Origin of the sequence: Cellulomonas sp. JZ18, assembly GCF_009720485.1 — a bacterium.
Classification (GTDB): domain Bacteria; phylum Actinomycetota; class Actinomycetes; order Actinomycetales; family Cellulomonadaceae; genus Cellulomonas.
The window spans coordinates 4026699-4043325 of the sequence record NZ_CP045245.1; the positions used below are offsets into that span (position 1 = coordinate 4026699).

The following is a 16627-nucleotide window of genomic DNA, read 5'->3' on the forward strand; positions in this document are numbered from 1 at the left end:
GGCGTCGGGCACGGCCGTGTCGCGGGCGCTGGGGCTGCTGCGGGCGATGGTGCTGGCCGCGGCCATCGGCGTCACCGGCCAGGCGGCCGACGCCTTCGCGATCGGCAACACGCTGCCCAACGTGCTGTTCATGCTGCTCGCGGGCGGCGTGCTCAACGCGATCCTCGTGCCGCAGGTCGTCCGGGCGTACAAGCGGGACGCCGGTCAGGAGTACGTCGACCGCCTCCTGTCGTTCGGGTTCGCGCTGCTCGCCGCGCTCACGGTCGTCCTCACGCTGGCCGCGCCCCTGCTCGTGGGCCTGTACACGCAGGGCGGGGACGAGACGCAGATCGCCCTGGCGACGACGTTCGCGTGGTGGTGCATCCCGCAGCTGTTCTTCTACGGCGCGTACGCGCTGCTCGGCCAGGTGCTGAACGCGCGCGGGTCGTTCGGGCCCTACATGTGGGCGCCCGTCGTCAACAACGTCGTGTCCATCGCCGGGTTCGGCGTGTTCATCGCCGTCTTCGGGGGTGACGTCTCCGACGCGTCGGCGTGGGACGGCGGGCGGGTCGCCCTGCTCGCCGGGACCGCCACCGCGGGGGTCGTCGCGCAGGCGCTCGTGCTCGTCCCGTCCCTGCGCCGGGCCGGTGTGTCGTACCGGTGGCGCTGGGGTCTGCGCGGCTCCGGCCTCGGTCGCGCGGGGACCGTCGCGACGTGGACGTTCGTCGGGCTCGCGATCGGGCAGGTCGGCTACCTCGTCGTCCAACGGGTCGCGTGGTCGGCGCCGGGTGCGGCGGCCGAGGCCGCGCACGTCGCGGGCAACGCCGCGTACCAGTACGCGTTCACCATCTTCATGCTCCCCCACTCCCTCGTCACCGTGTCGCTGGCGACCGCGCTGTTCACGCGGCTGTCCGCGCAGGCGCACGACGAGGACGCCGGGAGCGTGCGCTCGACCCTGTCGGTCGGTCTGCGCGTCGTCGGGCTCTTCACGGTGCTGGCGGCCGTCGCGCTCGTCGTCCTCGCCGAGCCCGTCGCCCGCATCGTCCTGCCCGCCGAGCCGCGCGGTGCCGTCGTCGCCGTCGCGGACGTCGTGATCGCGATGGCCGTGGGCCTCCCGGCGTTCGGTGCCTGGTCCATGTGCCAGCGCGTCTACTACGCGTACGAGGACGCGCGCGGGATGGTGCCGGTCCAGGTGGCGATGGCGGCGGTGGTGGTCGGCGGCACGCTCCTCGGCACCGTGCTGCTGCCCGGCACGGCCTGGGTGGCCGCGGCCGGCCTGTCGATGAGCGTGTCGTACCTGCTCGGCGCCCTGCTCGCGCTCACCGCGCTGCGGCGGCGCCTGCACGGCGTCGACGCGGGGCGGTGCTGCGCACGCACGTCCGCGCGGTGCTCGGCGCACTGGTCGCGGCGGCGGTCGCCCTGGGCGTGCTCGTGCTGCTGCGGCGGGCGGGCGTCGAGGGCGTGCCCGGGGCGCTGCTGGAGTGCGTCGTCGGCGGCGGCGTCATGGGTCTGGCGTACCTCGGCGCGCTGCGTCTGCTGCGGGTCCGCGAGCTGGACCTGCTGCTCGGACCGGTGCTGCGGCGGCTGCGCGGGCGGCGGGGGCAGGACCGACCCGTCTAGCATGGCTCCCGGGGTGCGGGACCGGCGGCGCGCGACGCGGCGCAGGGACGTACCGGGCGGGGTGCACGACGGCGGCGGCTCGCGCGGACGGGTCGACGGCGGTGACGACGGCAGGTCGGACGGGCGGAGGTGCGGACGTGGCGGAGGTCGGCCGGGGGACGGTGCTGGCGGGGCGCTACCGCGTCCTCGAACCCCTCCCGTCGGACCTCGACGGCGTGTCCGTCTGGCGCGCCGTCGACCAGATCCTCGACCGACCCGTGCGCGTGCGCGTCCTGCAGTCCGGGGACGTCGCGCCCGCGCTCGACGCCGCCCGGCGTGCCGCGCTCGTCACGGACGCGCGCCTCGTGCGCGTGCTCGACGTCGGCATGCACGAGGGCGTCGGCTACGTCGTCACCGAGCAGATCGTCGGCGCGTCCCTCGGGCAGCTCGTCGAGCAGGGTCCCCTGACTGCCGACCAGGCGCGAGCCGTCGTCGGCGAGGCGGCCGCCGCGCTCGAGGTGGCGCGGCGGCGGGGCGTGCACCACCTCGCGCTGCGGCCCTCGGTCGTGCACGTGTCCGCCGACGGGCGGGTGCTGCTCTCCGGCCTCGCGATCGACGCGGCGCTCGCCGGTCGCGCCCACGGCGACGCGGTCGCCACCAGCCGCACCGACGCCGTCGACCTCGTGCGCCTGCTGTACACGGGCCTCACCGGGCGCTGGCCGCTCGACCCGGAGAGCGCCGCGGGCGCGGCCCCCGGTCTGCCGGCCGCACCCGTCCTCGACGGCGTCCCCGTCGCACCGGCCGAGCTCGCGCCCGGCGTCCCGAACGACCTCGACACCCTCTGCGCGGTCACCCTCGGCACGTACGGCGACGGGCCGCACACCCCCGGGGAGCTCGTGCACGAGCTCGAGCCGTGGGGCGAGATCCGCGTCGGCCGCGCCGCCGACGCGACGCCGGCCGCACCGGGCGTGGTCGCTGCCCCGGCGGGCGCGACGTCCGACGTCGAGGCCGAGACGGCACCGGTGCGCGTCCCCCGGCAGTCGGTCCGCACGGTCTTCGACGAGGCGCCGCCGGGGGTCGTCCGCCCCGGTACCCCGCCCCCGGCCGCTCCGGCACGCATGAGCGGGCTGCCGGGCGCCCGCGTCGAGCGCACGAGCGCGCTGCCCGCCGCGGGCGTCGGCGCCGCTGCCGCCACCTCGCCACCGACGCTGCCCGCCGCCCTGCCCCCGGTGGGTGGCGGTGCCACGCCGCCGCCGGTGCCGCCGCCGGGACGGCAGGACGACGACGCGTGGGACGGTGCCTGGGACGGCGGCGACGACGACCCGTTCCCCTTCGAGCAGGACGAGCCCCAGGAGCGCCGTCGCGTCGGTGCCGCCGGTGTCGTCCTCGTGCTCGTCGGTGTCGCCGTGCTGGTCGGCCTCGTCCTCGCGGCGCGTGCCCTGTTCACCCTGCCGGACACCTCCGGCGGCGGGACACCCGCGGCGGAGCAGTCCGCCACGCCGACACCGGCGGACACCGCCGGCGGCGAGACCGCGGCGCCCCCCGCGCAGCCTCCCGCCGCGGGTCCGCCCGTGGTGATCGGCATCCGGTCGCTCGACGCCTCCGACGCCGACGGCGAGCACGAGGAGGCGGTCAGTCGCGCGATCGACGGCGACCCGGCGACGTTCTGGTTCTCCCAGACGTACAACCGTCCCGACTTCGCGGGCCTGAAGGAGGGCGTGGGCCTCGAGCTGCGCCTCGCGGCGCCCGCGAGCGTGAGCGGGGTGACGCTGCTGGTCAACGGCACGGGAGGCAACGTCGAGGTCCGTGCGACCAGCGGCGACGCCCCGACGCAGGGCGAGGTGCTGGCCGCCGCACCGATGGGGCCGCAGACGGCGCTCACCTTCGCGGCGCCCGTCGAGACGGACGTCCTGACCGTGTGGTTCACCGAGCTGCCGACGATGCCCGACGGCCGCTTCCGGATCGAGCTGACGGAGCTCACCGTCCAGTGACCGCGCGTCCCCGCGGACCGTCGGGCACGCGGGAACAGAACCGCCCTACGATCGGTTCGGACGGGCAGACCAGGGCCGCCACCGGCGGCCCCGTCGCCCGTGCGACGCAGCCGATCCGACCCAGTGAGGCACCTGTGACCGTTCAGAACCCCGCCGCGCAGCCCGGCACCCCGGCCGACGACGTCCGCGACGTCGTCATCGTCGGCTCCGGACCCGCGGGGTACACCGCCGCCGTCTACGCCGCGCGCGCCGGGCTCGCGCCCGTCGTCGTCGCCGGCTCCGTCACCGCGGGCGGCGCGCTCATGAACACCACCGAGGTCGAGAACTTCCCCGGTTTCCCCGACGGCGTCCAGGGCCCCGAGCTGATGGACGACATGCGCAAGCAGGCGGAGAAGTTCGGTGCCACGGTCCTGTGGGACGACGCGACCGAGCTCGAGCTGACCGGCGACGTCAAGGTCGTCACCACCGGCAGCGGTGACGTCTTCCGCGCGCGCACGGTCATCCTCGCCACCGGTTCCGCGTACCGCGAGCTCGGGCTCGAGGACGAGAAGCGCCTGTCCGGCCGCGGCGTGTCCTGGTGCGCCACCTGCGACGGCTTCTTCTTCCGCGACCAGCCGATCGTCGTCGTCGGCGGCGGCGACTCCGCCGTCGAGGAGGCCACGTTCCTCACGCGCTTCGGGTCGAAGGTCACGATGGTGCACCGCCGCGACCAGCTGCGGGCGTCGAAGATCATGGCCCAGCGTGCGTTCGACAACCCGAAGATCGAGTTCGAGTGGAACGCCGAGGTCGTCGCGATCCACGGCGAGCAGAAGGTCACCGGCGTGACCCTGCGCGACACCCGCACCGGCGAGACCCGCGAGCTCGAGGCGGGCGGCCTGTTCGTCGCCATCGGCCACGTGCCGCGCTCCGACCTGCTCGTCGGGCAGGTCGACCTGGACGAGAACGGCTACGTCCAGGTGGCCGGACGGACCACGGCGACGAACCTGCCCGGCGTCTTCGCGTGCGGCGACCTCGTCGACCACACGTACCGTCAGGCGATCACGGCCGCAGGCTCCGGCTGCTCGGCGGCCCTCGACGCCCAGCACTACCTCGCCGGCCTCGCCTACACGTCCGACGTGGAGAACCCCGTGGTCCCGGCCGAGGCGTCCGCTCCCGTCCCGGAGGTGCAGGCATGAGCACGATCGACGTCACCGACGACACCTTCGAGGCGGAGGTCCTGCGCAGCGACGTCCCGGTCGTCGTCGACTTCTGGGCGCCGTGGTGCGGCCCGTGCCGCATGGTGTCGCCGGTGCTCGAGGAGCTGTCGGAGGACTACGCGGGCCGGGTGCGCGTGGTGAAGGTGAACGCCGACGAGAACCCGCGCCTGAGCCAGGACTACCAGGTGCAGTCGATCCCGCTGATCGCGTTCTTCGCCGGCGGGGAGCTCGAGAAGACGGTCGTCGGCGCCCGCCCCAAGGCGGTCCTCAAGGAGGCGGTCGAGGAGCTGCTCGCCCAGCAGTCCTGACCTGGCCCCCTGACCTGGCCCCCTGACCTGGCCCCTGGTCCGGCCGGGCGCGACATCGACGCCCGGACTCGACAGCCACCGTGCTGACGAGTCCGGGCGTCCGTGCGTCCGGGCTACGGCACTGGGTGGTGGGGCCGGGCGACCGTCCGGGTGGTAGCGCGGGTGCGTGCGTCCGGTGGTAGCGCGGGTGCGTGCGTCACGGGTGGGTCAGGTGATGCGGGCGCGCGGGGATGCGGGTGCTCGCGGTCGGCGCCGGTGTCACGGTCGGCGGTGCGGGTGTCGCGGTCGGCGGTGCGGGTGTCGCGGGTGTCGCGGTCGGCGGTGCGGCCGTCGCGGACCGGAGACGCGGGCGTCGCCGACCGGAGGCACCGGCGTGCAGATCCGAGGGCCTGCCCAGCCAGGAGGCCCGAGGGGCTGGCGATCCGGGAACGAGAGGGCCCCGGGCTGGGTCCGTCCCGGTGAGCGGGCACGAACCGCTCGGAGAGTGGCCCTCCGGAGGAGGGCTCTGGGGGAAACGAGCGGCCCCGGATGGAGTCTTTACCGCGCCAGAAGTTGCCCCAAAAGCCCTGAGAGGGCGAGAAGGGGCCGATCCGGTACCAGCGGCAGCCGCTGATGGCCCGCTCGGACCCCTACGCCGCACCTAACCGCGCAGGATCCCCGGGTCGTCGGGCGCCAGGGACGCGAGGATCCGGTTCAGGTCCTGCACCGAGGCGAACTCGACCGTCAGCTTGCCGCGGGTCTTGCCGAGGTCCACCTTGACTCGCGTCTCGAAACGGTCCGAGAGCCGCGACGCCAGGTCGTCGAGCGCCTCGTTGCGGACGCCCGCGCGCGGGCGCGGACGCGGCTTGGGCGCCGTCTCGTCGCCGCCCAGGGCGACGATCTCCTCGACCGCGCGGACCGACAGCCCCTCCGCGACGATCCGCTGCGCCAGCCGCTCGATGGCTGCGCCGTCGCTCAGGCCGAGCAGCGCGCGGGCGTGCCCCGCCGTGAGCACACCGGCGGCGACCCGGCGCTGCACGAGAGGAGGCAGCCGGAGCAGGCGGAGGGTGTTCGAGATCTGCGGCCGTGACCGGTGGATGCGCGCCGCGAGCTCCTCGTGGGTGCAGCCGAAGTCGTCGAGGAGCTGCTGGTACGCGGCCGCCTCCTCGAGCGGGTTCAGCTGGGCGCGGTGAAGGTTCTCCAGCAGCGCGTCGCGCAGCAGGTCGCCGTCCTCGGTCTCGCGCACGATCGCGGGGATCGTCGTGAGGCCGGCTTCCTGCGTCGCCCGCCAGCGCCGCTCCCCCATGATGAGCTCGTAGCCGTCGTCGACGGCCCGGACCACGACCGGCTGCAGCACACCGATCTCGCGGATCGACCCGACGAGCTCTGCCAGCGCGTCCTCGTCGAAGACGGTGCGCGGCTGGCGGGGGTTGGGCCGGATCGACTCGACCGGCAGCTCCGCGAACCGGGCGCCCGGCACGGGGACGAGGCCCTCGGAGCCGACGTCGGCGGTGGCCGCGGCGACCGCCTCCGTCGGCGAGGCGTCGGACGCGCTCGCCCGCGCATCGCCACCGCCGGGTGTCGCCGCGCCCGTGGGGCCGTCTGCCGACCCTGGCGTCTCGGCCTGCGTCTGCCCGTCCTGCTCGCGCGCGTCGGTCAGGACGTCGCCGGTGGCGGTCGTCATCGCATCGCGTGAGACCGTCGCCGGCGCCGCAGCGTCGCTCGTCGTGGCCGGTGCCTCGAGGGCGGTGGCGTCCTGCCCCTGCGCGGCGCTGCTCCCGCCCTCCCCCGTGCCCTGCGGAGTGCCCTCGTCGCGGGCGTCGTCCGCCCTGGCCGTGGCGTCCTGGGCGGGCGGCACCGCATCCTTGCGGTTGTCGGGGAAGAACACGTCGACGGGCCGTTCCGCCGTCGAGCGCGGCTGGTCCAGCCCGGTGGGGATGAGGGCGCCCAGCCCACGACCCAGGCCGCGTCGCTTCTCGCTCACTGCTCCTCCTGTCCGGTGGCCTGCGCCGCCGGTGTCTGGTCGCCCGCGGCCGTGCCCGAGGACGGCTGTCCCGCACCGGCCGCTCGTTCGGCAAGCTCCCGCGCGGCCTCGAGGTACGCGAGGGCACCCGACGAGCCGGCGTCGTAGGTCATCACCGTCTGGCCGTAGCTGGGCGCCTCCGAGATGCGCACCGAGCGCGGGACGGTGGTGCGCAGCGTGCGGTCCGGGAAGTGCGTGCGCACCTCCTCGGCGACCTGCTGGGCGAGGTTGGTGCGGGCGTCGTACATCGTGAGCAGGATCGTCGACACGCGCAGCGTCGGGTTGAGGTGCGCCTGGATGAGGTCGATCGTCTTCAGCAGCTGCGAGAGTCCCTCGAGCGCGTAGTACTCGCACTGGATCGGGATCAGCACCTCGCGCGCCACGACGAACGCGTTCACGGTGAGCAGGCCCAGGCTCGGCGGGCAGTCGACGAAGACGTAGTCGATCCGCTCCATCCCCTGGTCCAGCCGCCACTGGAGGTACGCGTCCAGGGCCGTCCGCAGCCGGGTCTCGCGCGCGACCATCGAGACGAGCTCGATCTCCGCGCCCGAGAGGTCGATCGTCGCCGGCAGGCACCAGAGCCCGGGTATCTCGGGGCTCTCCTGGACGGCGTCCTGCATCGGAGCGCTGTCGACGAGCACCTCGTAGATCGACGGCGTCCCCGCTCGGTGGTCGATACCGAGTGCGGTCGACGCGTTCCCCTGCGGGTCGTTGTCGAGGACGAGGACCTTCAGCCCGGCCTGAGCCAGCGCGGCGGCGAGGTTCACCGTGGTCGTCGTCTTGCCGACGCCACCCTTCTGGTTCGCCACCGTGATGACGCGCGTCTGCGGCGGACGCGGGAACTTGCGACCTCGGAGCTCGATGCGCCGACGAGCGTCGAGCTGGAGCTCGGCCATCAACGGGGTGTCGTCCGACGGGCGCGGCAGGCTCTCCACCAGAGCCGCTCGGCGCTGCTCCTCGGGGTCCAGACCGGTCGTGGGCGCCGTTGCCGAGTCCTCGTGTGCGCCCGTCGTCGAGATCATCGACTCCCGCCCGATGGCCGTCACGCCACTTCCCTCCACGTCGTCCCGAACGTCGCCACGCCCCGTCGTCCACGCCTCGGGCGCGGGCTCGTCGGCACCGTGGTGGTCGTCGTCCGGTGCAGCGGCGCCGGCTGAGACGCGCGGCTCGAGAGCGTGGGGCCGGCCAGGCACATGCTCCTCGGGGCGGGCGACGGCTCAGTCTGCCACGTGTAGGCGGCACCGACGTCCGCGACGGACACGGGCTGCGGCCGGCCGCTCGTACGCCGCGTCCGTACCTCGCTCGCGTCGATTCGGCGTTCGCCGTCCTGTGGAGGCGAGCCCTGAGCCGGGCCGGTCCCTCCGGGTACGGGCGCGCTCCCCTCCGCGCCCTGCGGCGCCGTTTCACGTGGAACGGTCGACTTCTCGATCTCTTTGCGGGAGACCTCAGAGTCCTTGCTCTGGGGAGCGTCCGGCGTGCGAGTGTGTCCGGCCGCCTCGTGGTCGTCGGTCAGGCCCGCCGGCCCTACCGCCGGCGCGTCGATGGCCCCGTCGGGGGCGGACGCCGCCTCCTCTGACGACGTCTCCGTCGTTTCACGTGGAACGGGCGCGTTCTCGCGGTGCGTCGTCTCGGGAGCATCGAGGGACGAGGCTGCAGCACCAACAGCGCCATGCGTCGCGCTCATACCGAGGGCTGTTCCACGTGAAACCGCGTTGTCGTCACTGCCGACCGGTACAACGACGGGGGCCGCGGACTCCACTCCTGCGTCGTCGGCACCACCGTCCTCAGAGAAGGACGCCCCATCTCCACGGCCAGCACCGCTGTCCGCGCGGGAGGCCGCCGCTCCCCCGCGGCCAGCACCGCCGTCCTCACGGACGGGCTCCACTCCCATGCGGCCAGCGCTACCCTCCTCGGCGAAGCCGTAGGCTCGGCCGTCGTCCGGCCTCGGGATGGGTGAGGGATCGCGGTCGCCGGTCGTCGCACTCGTGGTCTCGCGGGATGTTCCGCTGACGAAGGGCCGTGGCCCCCACGGGACGCTGCCTCCCTGGTCGCCGCTCCCCCGCTCCTCAACCTGTCCTGGAACGCCGGCGACGACGTGCCCCCATGCCCGGCGCGAGTCGGTGCGCTCACGACCGGGGCGGGGTCCGTTCCACGTGAAACCACCCGATCCGCCATGGGGTGATCCGTCGCCGCCCCGTCAGCAGCAGCGCCGCACAGGGATCGCGCCGTCGCGTCGTCTGCTCCGCTGCTACCGACCGATCCACGCAGGACAGGTGCCGCCCCGCCACCGGGGACCGTCTCGTGCTGGTCGACCGACGGCCCAGGTTCTGGTCCCGAAGGCTGCCACGACCGCTGCTCGGCCGGCGCGGGGCTCGCCTTGCCATGCGCGTCCACGGCATCCGGCACACGCCCCTGCTCGACGCTCTCTCTCGCGCGCGCTGCCTCGCGTGCCTTCTCCTCCCGGCGTCGCTTTCTACCGAACACGGGGAGCACCTCCCCGCACGGCCGTCACGACGTAGGTCGCCTCGACGCCCTCGATCGTCGGTGCACGGTGCACCGCCCCGTCGGTCAAACGCAGCTTGCGCATCACCGGCGCCGCTGCTGTCAGCTCGTCTGCGGCGCGCGAACCCTTGAGGGCGACGACACGTCCGCCCTCCCTCACGAGCGGGACGGTCCATCGGAACAGCTTGTCGAGGGACGCGACGGCCCGTGCTGTGACAGCGTCCGCCTCGACCGCACCATCGAGCTCCTGCGCGCGCGCCCGTCGGACCTCCACGTTCTGCAGACCCGTCGCCTGCACGACGTCCGCCAACCACGCGGTCCGCCGTTCCATCGGCTCCACCAGCACAACGCTCGCGCCCGGACGCATCGCGGCGACGACGATGCCCGGCAGTCCCGCCCCTGAGCCGACGTCGACGACGAGGCCGGACTCGGGGAGGAACGGGACGACGGCGGCGGAGTTGAGCAGGTGCCGCTCCCAGAGGCGCTCCACCTCGCGGGGCCCGATGAGACCTCGCAGCTCGCCTTCGTCGACGAGCATCCGGTGGAAGCGCTCGACCTGCGCCCATGCATCACCGAAGAACTCCGCCAGGCGCGGGTCGCCTTCCCACGGGTCTCGCGCCGGCGGGAGCTCGCTGGCAGAGGTCCTGTCCGGCTCGCTCACCACGCACCGACCCCCGGTTCGCCATCGGGCCGCAGCGGCGCGGCGCTCCTATCCACGGTCCTGCAGCCCCAGGCCGGGGCACGTGCCCTAACGGTACTAGGCGACTCCTGCAGGGCTCCGGCGCCTCGCGGGTCCTGTGGAGATCGGAGTCGCACCGGTCCGCCGGGCTAGCGAGGAGTCCTCCTCAGAGACTGATCCACGGCAACCTCGCACGGCCGTGCACGGGGCGAGCGTGCCGCCCCTCCTGTACTCGTCGCCGGGACCGTCACCGTCGGCCCGCGGCTGGCGCATCGCTGCTCCCCGGACCGCGAGACCGCCCCGTTGCGCCGCACCGCCAGCCCGTGCAGACGCTGGGCCGATTGCCTCGGGGTGGCGCCACCTCGGTTCCTCACCGCCGAGGCCCGCTCTGCGGCGACGTGCCCGCATGCGGCACCGCCGAAGTCGGTGGTGCCGATCCCCTGCCGATCCGAGACGTGTCCGCGCCTCTCGACGACTCGTCACCTCTCCCGGATGGCGCCGACCTCACGGCGGCGCGCCCGTCCCCTTGACGCCCCAGCAACCGGGCGGCCGGGCGCTTCCTCCTCCGCATCGGACCGACGTACCCCGTCGCTCGGCGCGCTTCACGACGTACGGCCTCGACGACTGAGGTACCCGTCTGCGTCCTCCGGGATCGATCTGGTCGGCAGGTCACGAGTCCCCACCGTCGCTCGCGACGCTGTGTCCCGTAGTACTTCGCTGCCCACCGCCGCACGCGCACCGATGGACTCCCACCGCAGCCCGCCGCTGTCACCCCCTCGCAGCACGCGATCCTTCGCGGCCCCTCCTGCACAGCGCTCTGCGCGCACATCCCGCCGACTCACCGCGCCCGAGCGCACGCACCTCGCTGCACAGCGTCGCGGCGCCCAGCACCCCGGCACGCCACACCCCAACCTCCCCGCGCCGCCACACCCAGCCCTCACCGCACCGCACCCCAGCACTGCTGCGTCCCGCTCGCGAGACACGACGGATGGGCGGCCCGTCGTCGTGCCGGCCGCACCCGGCGCGATCTCCTGCCGCCTCCGGACCGCAGGCATGAACGGGTCCGCGCGGAGCTCGGGCGATCGACTGCCCCTGGCCGCCGCCGGCTCTTCCACCGGTCGGACGCGCCGGTCGTCGGGCCCGGAGCAGCACCGCCGTAGGCCGGCGTGGTCCCGCGTCGACGCCGCGCGGCCACGTCGGGCGTTGGTGCTCCAGCTCCCGGTCATGGTGACGCGGCGATGCTCCCGTGCCAGCGCTGCGGGCACCAGAGGGCCGGGCGGGCACCGACCTCTGCTGGCACGGCCCGCACCGACCGGCCGCGTCGTGGCTGCGCCGAGGCAGCGCAGCGTGCCGCCCGTGCTCCCGACGCGCTGCGCTGCGGAGAGTCGTGGTCGTCGCGGGCCGCGCGGGTGCCGCACTCTCCCCCTCTGCAGGCGCGGCAAGAGCGTTTCACGTGGAACGCGGGCTCGACCACGGCGCCTCAGCCGCCACCGGCGGCGCGGAACCCGCCCGCCGCACCCCAGGACCCCGACGGAGGCGCCAGCCATCGGTGGCGCCGCAATCGTCGATCGAGGGCCGCAACTGCCCGAGCAGTACTGGTCCAGCCATGCCCTGCGGGCCGGCTTCCCGGGGCGTCAGGAGCCTCAGTCCTCCGACGGTCGTCCTCAGGATGCGTGACGAGCCGATCCTCGAGAAGCGCTCCGCACCCACGCCGGCACGCTCTCCGCCAGCCGTCGCCAGCACGACCGCCGGTCGCCCCACACGACGCGGTCGGACCTCCTGCTCCACTGCCTTCCTGGCGGAGCGCCGACGCACCTCCCCGGTTCCACGTGAAACTGTGAGCTGAGAACACACACGCCGGTCCGACACCTCTACGGCGTCACGCTCGCATTCCGTCCGGGCCTGCCGTGCGCGGGGGCGGCGCGTCATGAGGCCCAGGAAGACGGGGACACGAAGCCACGCGACCTGATGGGCAGCGCGTAGGGGCCTCTCCGGGCACTAGCGGTCGGTTCCACGTGAAACGGCGCGTCCATCTCGCAGGGCCGCCCTGTAGAGAGGCGTTGCGTGCGAGGACGTGGCTTCTTCGGCATCCCAAGGCCGGCGATCACGGAGCTGGCAGCGGAGCGGATGGCGATCTCCGCCGGACACGAAGCACGGCGCTGCTCGGCATTGGCCGACCTGATGGCCGGCCCACCAGACCATCGGGCGCCGGCCGACCGCGATCAGGCGACGTTGCTCCGCAGCACGACCTCCCCGCGGGTCGGCGTGCGCCCGACGCCGAAACCCCGCGGGCGCACATCGCCTGCAGCCCCCGGTGCGGCGGCTCAACCCGGTGGAGGCTGCGTTGGCTTGCCCAGGGCCCCGTCCTCCGTTCGCCTTCCGTGCAGATCCGAGCCCGCTGACGTGACCCGGTACAACACCAGGGCGGACGCAGAGGAACCGTGGGCGACTCCGGTCGGGTGCGACATCGGGACCATGCCGCTTCCTCAACGGCCGTCCGACGACTCCGAGCCCGCCGACGACTCCGTGACCCGAGAGCGGTAGCGTGCCGCTCCCCCGTCTGACGGCCGGTGACGGGGGCGGGTGCTCCCGACTCCCGCGCTTCAGGCGGTCGTTGCACATCACCGCGCCCCCTTCTGTCCAGGGGCGTCAGATCGTCGTCACCCGCCGAGCGCTGCCCGAGAACGCACCTCAGAAGCAGCTGCACCCGCAGCGCGCGAGCCCGTCGAGGCATCCGCCTCTCGCTCGCCCCCGCGGTATCCACCCGGGCACCGGCGACGGGATCGGAAGGATCGGAGCGACCAGAGGGGTCCCCGCGAAGGCTCGGTCCGCCGTTTCACGTGGAACGCCAGCGGTCCACCCGACGCGTACCGCCCAACCGCGCGCCGACCCTGCCACCTCACTCGGCCAATGACGGCATGTGTCACGACGCCCCGCCACGTCCCGCTGCGGATCTCGTCGTCCCACCGCCCAGCCGCCGCGCCATCCAACGTGCTCGACCGAAGGGAACACCACCGGCAGGGCGGGCGCTACTGGACGACGTCCTGCAGTCACCTGTCGAGAGAACCAGTGGAACGGACGACGCGGAGTGCGGCGTGCGGGACCGGTGCGTGCCAGGGCAAGCATGCAGGGAAGCAGGTAGGCAGGCGATGCCCTCGGGCACGCACGCTCGGCCTTCCACGTGCGCGCCCCGTTCCACGTGAAACGGCGTTCAGGGGCGAAGCCCCTCCCCACACACGGACAGGTGGCAGGCCGAACCCCGAACACCACGGCCGAGAGACAGAAGGGCGGGTGAGCCGATCGGCTCACCCGCCCTTCTCACGACTGACGTCCTCACGCGGGACGGACGACCACCCGACGCTGTGGCTCCACGCCCTCGGAGTCGCTCACGAGCCCGGCCTCGGCGACGGCATCGTGCACGACCTTGCGCTCGAACGGGTTCATCGGCTCCAGTCGCAGCGCCGAGTTCGAGGCGCGCACGCGCTCGATGGCGTCCTTCGCGACCGCGACCAGCTCGGCCCGCCGGGCGGCACGGTGACCGCCCACGTCCAGCATGAGCCGGCTCCGCTCCCCCGTGCGCGCCTGCACCGCGAGACGGGTCAGCTCCTGCAGGGCGTCCAGCACCTCGCCGTCGCGCCCGATCAGGCGACGCAGCGACGCCTCGTCGCCGTCCTCCGCCGCGACGATCTCGACGGCCGCGCGACCGTGGTCGATGTCGATCTCGATGTCGCCGTCGAGGTCCGTGATGTCCAGCAGCTCCTCGAGGTAGTCGGCGGCGATCTCGCCCTCCTCCTCGAGGCGCCGCACGAGGTCCGCGTCGACCGCCGTGTCCGGCTGTGTGCCCATCTCTCCTCCGTTCACCTGCCGCGTGCTCGCGGCGACGTCCGTGATGCTCGCGTCAGGCGGCGTCGGGGCCGTCGGTCGCCCCGCCGCCCGAACCCGCCGAGCCGCTGGGTCGGCCGGCACCCGAGGCCCGGGGCTTGCCGGCAGCCGACCCACCCTTCCCGGTCGAGGAGCCACCCTTGCCGCTCGGCGTGCCCCCGGTGGGTCGCGCCCCCCGGGCTTCGTGCCGGGCTGGGCCGGACGTGCCTTCGCGCGGTCCTTGCGCTTGGGCTGCTCGCGCTGCCCGCGCGGCTTCTCGTCGATCACGGCGACCGTGCCGGCGTCCTCCTCGATCGACACGCCACGGCGGGCCGCCTTCCGGGCCTTGCGCTCCTTGAGCGCGGCCTCCGCCTGCGACCCCGGGGCCGGCATCCGGCGGATCGTGTAGAACTGCTGGCCCATCGACCACAGGTTCGTCGTCGTCCAGTAGATGAGGACACCGATCGGGAAGTTCACGCCCGAGAACGCGAACACCAGCGGCAGGACGTACAGCAGGATCTTCTGCTGCTGCGCCATCGGCCCCTGCAGCGCGGCCGGCGGCATGTTCTTCATCGTCAGCTGACGCTGCGTCGTGAACGTCGTCACCGACATCGCGATGATCAGCAGCACCGTGACGATGCGGATGTTCCAGTTGCCGTCGGCCTGCATGAACGTGCCCGACAGCGGGGCGCCGAAGATGGTCGCCGCCTCCGCCTGTGCCGCCAGCTCCCGCGTCATCGGGCCGATGGAGTCGGCGCGCGGGTACGTCCCCTCCGCCAGGCGCGGCAGCTCGTAGAGCACGCGGAACAGGGCGAAGAAGATCGGCGACTGGAGCAGCAGCGGGAGGCAGGACGCGAACGGGTTGGTCCCGTGCTTCCGGTAGAGCTCCATCATCTCCCGGCTCATCGCCTCACGGGACGCCGGGTCGGTCTTGCCCTTGTACCTCTTCTGCAGCGCCTGCATCTCGGGCTGCACGAGCTGCAGGCCGCGGGACGCCTTGATCTGCTTGAAGAACAGCGGGATCAGCAGGATCCGGATGACGATCACGAGGCCGACGATGGACAGAGCCCATGCCGCACCTCCCGCGGGGTCGAGCCCGACCGCGGTCAGCAGGTTGTGGAACTGGACCATGATCCAGGCCACCGCGACCATGATCGGGAAGAGCAGGCCGTCCATCCAGTCCATCGGGAAGTGCTCCTCGAGAGCTCAGTGCGCGGACGTGACCGCGTCGAGATGATGGCGCGCATCGCGCGCCGGTGGAACGTCGTCGACACCGCCCGGGTTCCAGGGGTGGCAGCGCAGGAGACGTCGAGCCGCCAACCAGGTACCCCGCAGCGCGCCGTGCCGCTGCACCGCGGTCACCGCGTACGTGGAGCACGACGGGTAGAAGCGGCAGGTCGCGGGTGTGAGCGGCGACACGAGGTTCCGGTACAGCCAGAGCAGCCCCAGCAGCGCCCGTGCGGGCAGCCGACGCAGCTCGTGAGCAGCACCGCGGACGGTCATGGGACGACCTGGCCGACCGGGGTGGCACGCCTCAGCGCACGGTCGAGAGCCGCGTCGACGTCGGCCTGGAGACGCGCGAACGTCGCCTCGGCAGCCGCCGGCTGCGCCCGCACCACCACCCGCGTGCCCGCGGGGAGCGCGTCCAGACGCGCGCGGACGACCTCGCGCAGCCGCCGCCGCACGCGGTTGCGCACGACGGCGATCCCGACGGCCCGTGACACGACGAGACCGACCACGGGCGGGCCGGGGTCGGTCGTGGTCGTGACGTGCACGACGAGGGTCGGGCGTCCGCCGCGCGCACCGCGACGCACCGTCTGCTGGAAGTCGGCAGAGCGGCGCATCCGGTGCGCTGCGGGGAGCACCGGCGTGCGGGTCAGGCCGAGAGCTCGGCGCGCCCCTTGCGACGGCGCGCGGCGAGGATCGCGCGGCCGGCACGGGTCCGCATGCGCAGGCGGAAGCCGTGCGTCTTGGCCCGGCGCCGGTTGTTCGGCTGGAAGGTGCGCTTGGTCACGACGATCTCCACGTTCTCGGGGCGGCCGCGCACGCGCGACCAGGTCCAGGTGCTCGACTGCTCCTCAGGAGCACACGGGGAGCCGTGTGAGTGGCGTCAGGGCGCGCCGATGGAGCCGTCAAAGGCTGGACCACGTTACGCTCCGCGACGCCAGCCGGTCAAATGGGCTGAGCCGACCACGCGACCGGCCCCCCGGCCGGGTTGCACCGGACCGGCACCTGCTCGGCGCCCGCACGCCCCTCGGCCCCTTCTGCGTCCCGCGCCGCACCGTTAGCATCGGTCGACGTCGCACCCCGCGCCTCTCCGGCGCGCGAGGGACCGCCGGTCGGGCAGCCGGTGGCGACGGCGACGAACGGTCCACCGGGACGCGCCCGCGCGCCCGGTGCGGTCGCGCGCACCATCGCACCCCGTGCACGCACAGGTGTGGACAACTATGTGGACGACGGGCCCGCGTGCCAGACTCGCCGGACCGCGAGACCGATCATCGAGGTAGGAC

Annotated in this window: 11 protein-coding genes and 1 pseudogene; 5 read left to right on the forward strand and 7 right to left on the reverse strand. The window is 73.8% G+C overall.

Going from position 1 to position 16627, the window contains the following annotated elements; genetic code table 11:
• Positions 1-46: 46 nt before the first annotated feature.
• The 5 genes and pseudogenes from murJ to trxA all read left to right on the forward strand — a co-directional run.
• Positions 47-1273, forward strand: a pseudogene (gene murJ / locus GC089_RS18230) (murein biosynthesis integral membrane protein MurJ); the annotation flags it as partial.
• Between the two features lie 68 nt (positions 1274-1341).
• Complete coding sequence (locus tag GC089_RS19545; RefSeq protein ID WP_230684945.1) at positions 1342-1599, forward strand: hypothetical protein; 258 nt, start codon at positions 1342-1344, stop codon at positions 1597-1599.
• A 137-nt stretch (positions 1600-1736) separates the two neighbouring features.
• Positions 1737-3569: a protein kinase family protein gene (locus GC089_RS18235; RefSeq protein ID WP_155378829.1), complete on the forward strand. Its 1833-nt coding sequence runs from the start codon at positions 1737-1739 to the stop codon at positions 3567-3569.
• Positions 3570-3703: 134 nt separating this feature from the next.
• The gene (gene trxB, locus GC089_RS18240) at positions 3704-4744 is read left to right on the forward strand and encodes a thioredoxin-disulfide reductase (RefSeq protein WP_155378830.1); all 1041 of its coding nucleotides are present in this window, start codon (positions 3704-3706) and stop codon (positions 4742-4744) included.
• Positions 4741-5073: a thioredoxin gene (gene trxA, locus GC089_RS18245; RefSeq protein WP_155378831.1), complete on the forward strand. Its 333-nt coding sequence runs from the start codon at positions 4741-4743 to the stop codon at positions 5071-5073. Before trxB ends, trxA begins: the two co-directional genes overlap by 4 nt.
• A 640-nt stretch (positions 5074-5713) precedes the next feature.
• On the opposite strand, the gene GC089_RS18250 is transcribed toward trxA, so the two are convergent.
• From GC089_RS18250 to rpmH, 7 genes are all read right to left on the reverse strand, one after another.
• On the reverse strand, positions 5714-7036 hold the full coding sequence (locus GC089_RS18250; protein WP_155378832.1) for a ParB/RepB/Spo0J family partition protein: 1323 nt from the start codon (positions 7034-7036) through the stop codon (positions 5714-5716).
• The gene (locus GC089_RS18255) at positions 7033-7971 is read right to left on the reverse strand and encodes a ParA family protein (RefSeq protein WP_155379328.1); all 939 of its coding nucleotides are present in this window, start codon (positions 7969-7971) and stop codon (positions 7033-7035) included. Before GC089_RS18255 ends, GC089_RS18250 begins: the two co-directional genes overlap by 4 nt.
• A gap of 1577 nt (positions 7972-9548) precedes the next feature.
• The gene (gene rsmG / locus GC089_RS18260; RefSeq protein WP_155378833.1) at positions 9549-10238 is read right to left on the reverse strand and encodes a 16S rRNA (guanine(527)-N(7))-methyltransferase RsmG; all 690 of its coding nucleotides are present in this window, start codon (positions 10236-10238) and stop codon (positions 9549-9551) included.
• Positions 10239-13589: 3351 nt separating this feature from the next.
• Positions 13590-15302, reverse strand: coding sequence for a membrane protein insertase YidC (gene yidC, locus GC089_RS18265; protein ID WP_155378834.1), 1713 nt, complete (start codon positions 15300-15302; stop codon positions 13590-13592).
• Between the two features lie 21 nt (positions 15303-15323).
• Positions 15324-15620, reverse strand: a complete 297-nt coding sequence (gene yidD, locus GC089_RS18270; protein ID WP_155378835.1) for a membrane protein insertion efficiency factor YidD — start codon at positions 15618-15620, stop codon at positions 15324-15326.
• Positions 15617-15982: a ribonuclease P protein component gene (gene rnpA, locus GC089_RS18275; RefSeq protein ID WP_155378836.1), complete on the reverse strand. Its 366-nt coding sequence runs from the start codon at positions 15980-15982 to the stop codon at positions 15617-15619. Before rnpA ends, yidD begins: the two co-directional genes overlap by 4 nt.
• An 11-nt stretch (positions 15983-15993) precedes the next feature.
• On the reverse strand, positions 15994-16131 hold the full coding sequence (gene rpmH, locus GC089_RS18280; protein WP_043601468.1) for a 50S ribosomal protein L34: 138 nt from the start codon (positions 16129-16131) through the stop codon (positions 15994-15996).
• Between the last annotated feature and the right edge of the window lie 496 nt (positions 16132-16627).

What these genes read in the sequence shown, in the direction of transcription:
- GC089_RS18255 (WP_155379328.1), bottom strand. Translation starts at nt 7,971, where the DNA reads ATGGCCGAGCTCCAGCTCGACGCTCGTCGGCGCATCGAGCTCCGAGGT.
- trxA (WP_155378831.1), top strand. Translation starts at nt 4,741, where the DNA reads ATGAGCACGATCGACGTCACCGACGACACCTTCGAGGCGGAGGTCCTG.
- yidC (WP_155378834.1), bottom strand. Translation starts at nt 15,302, where the DNA reads ATGGACTGGATGGACGGCCTGCTCTTCCCGATCATGGTCGCGGTGGCC.
- yidD (WP_155378835.1), bottom strand. Translation starts at nt 15,620, where the DNA reads ATGACCGTCCGCGGTGCTGCTCACGAGCTGCGTCGGCTGCCCGCACGG.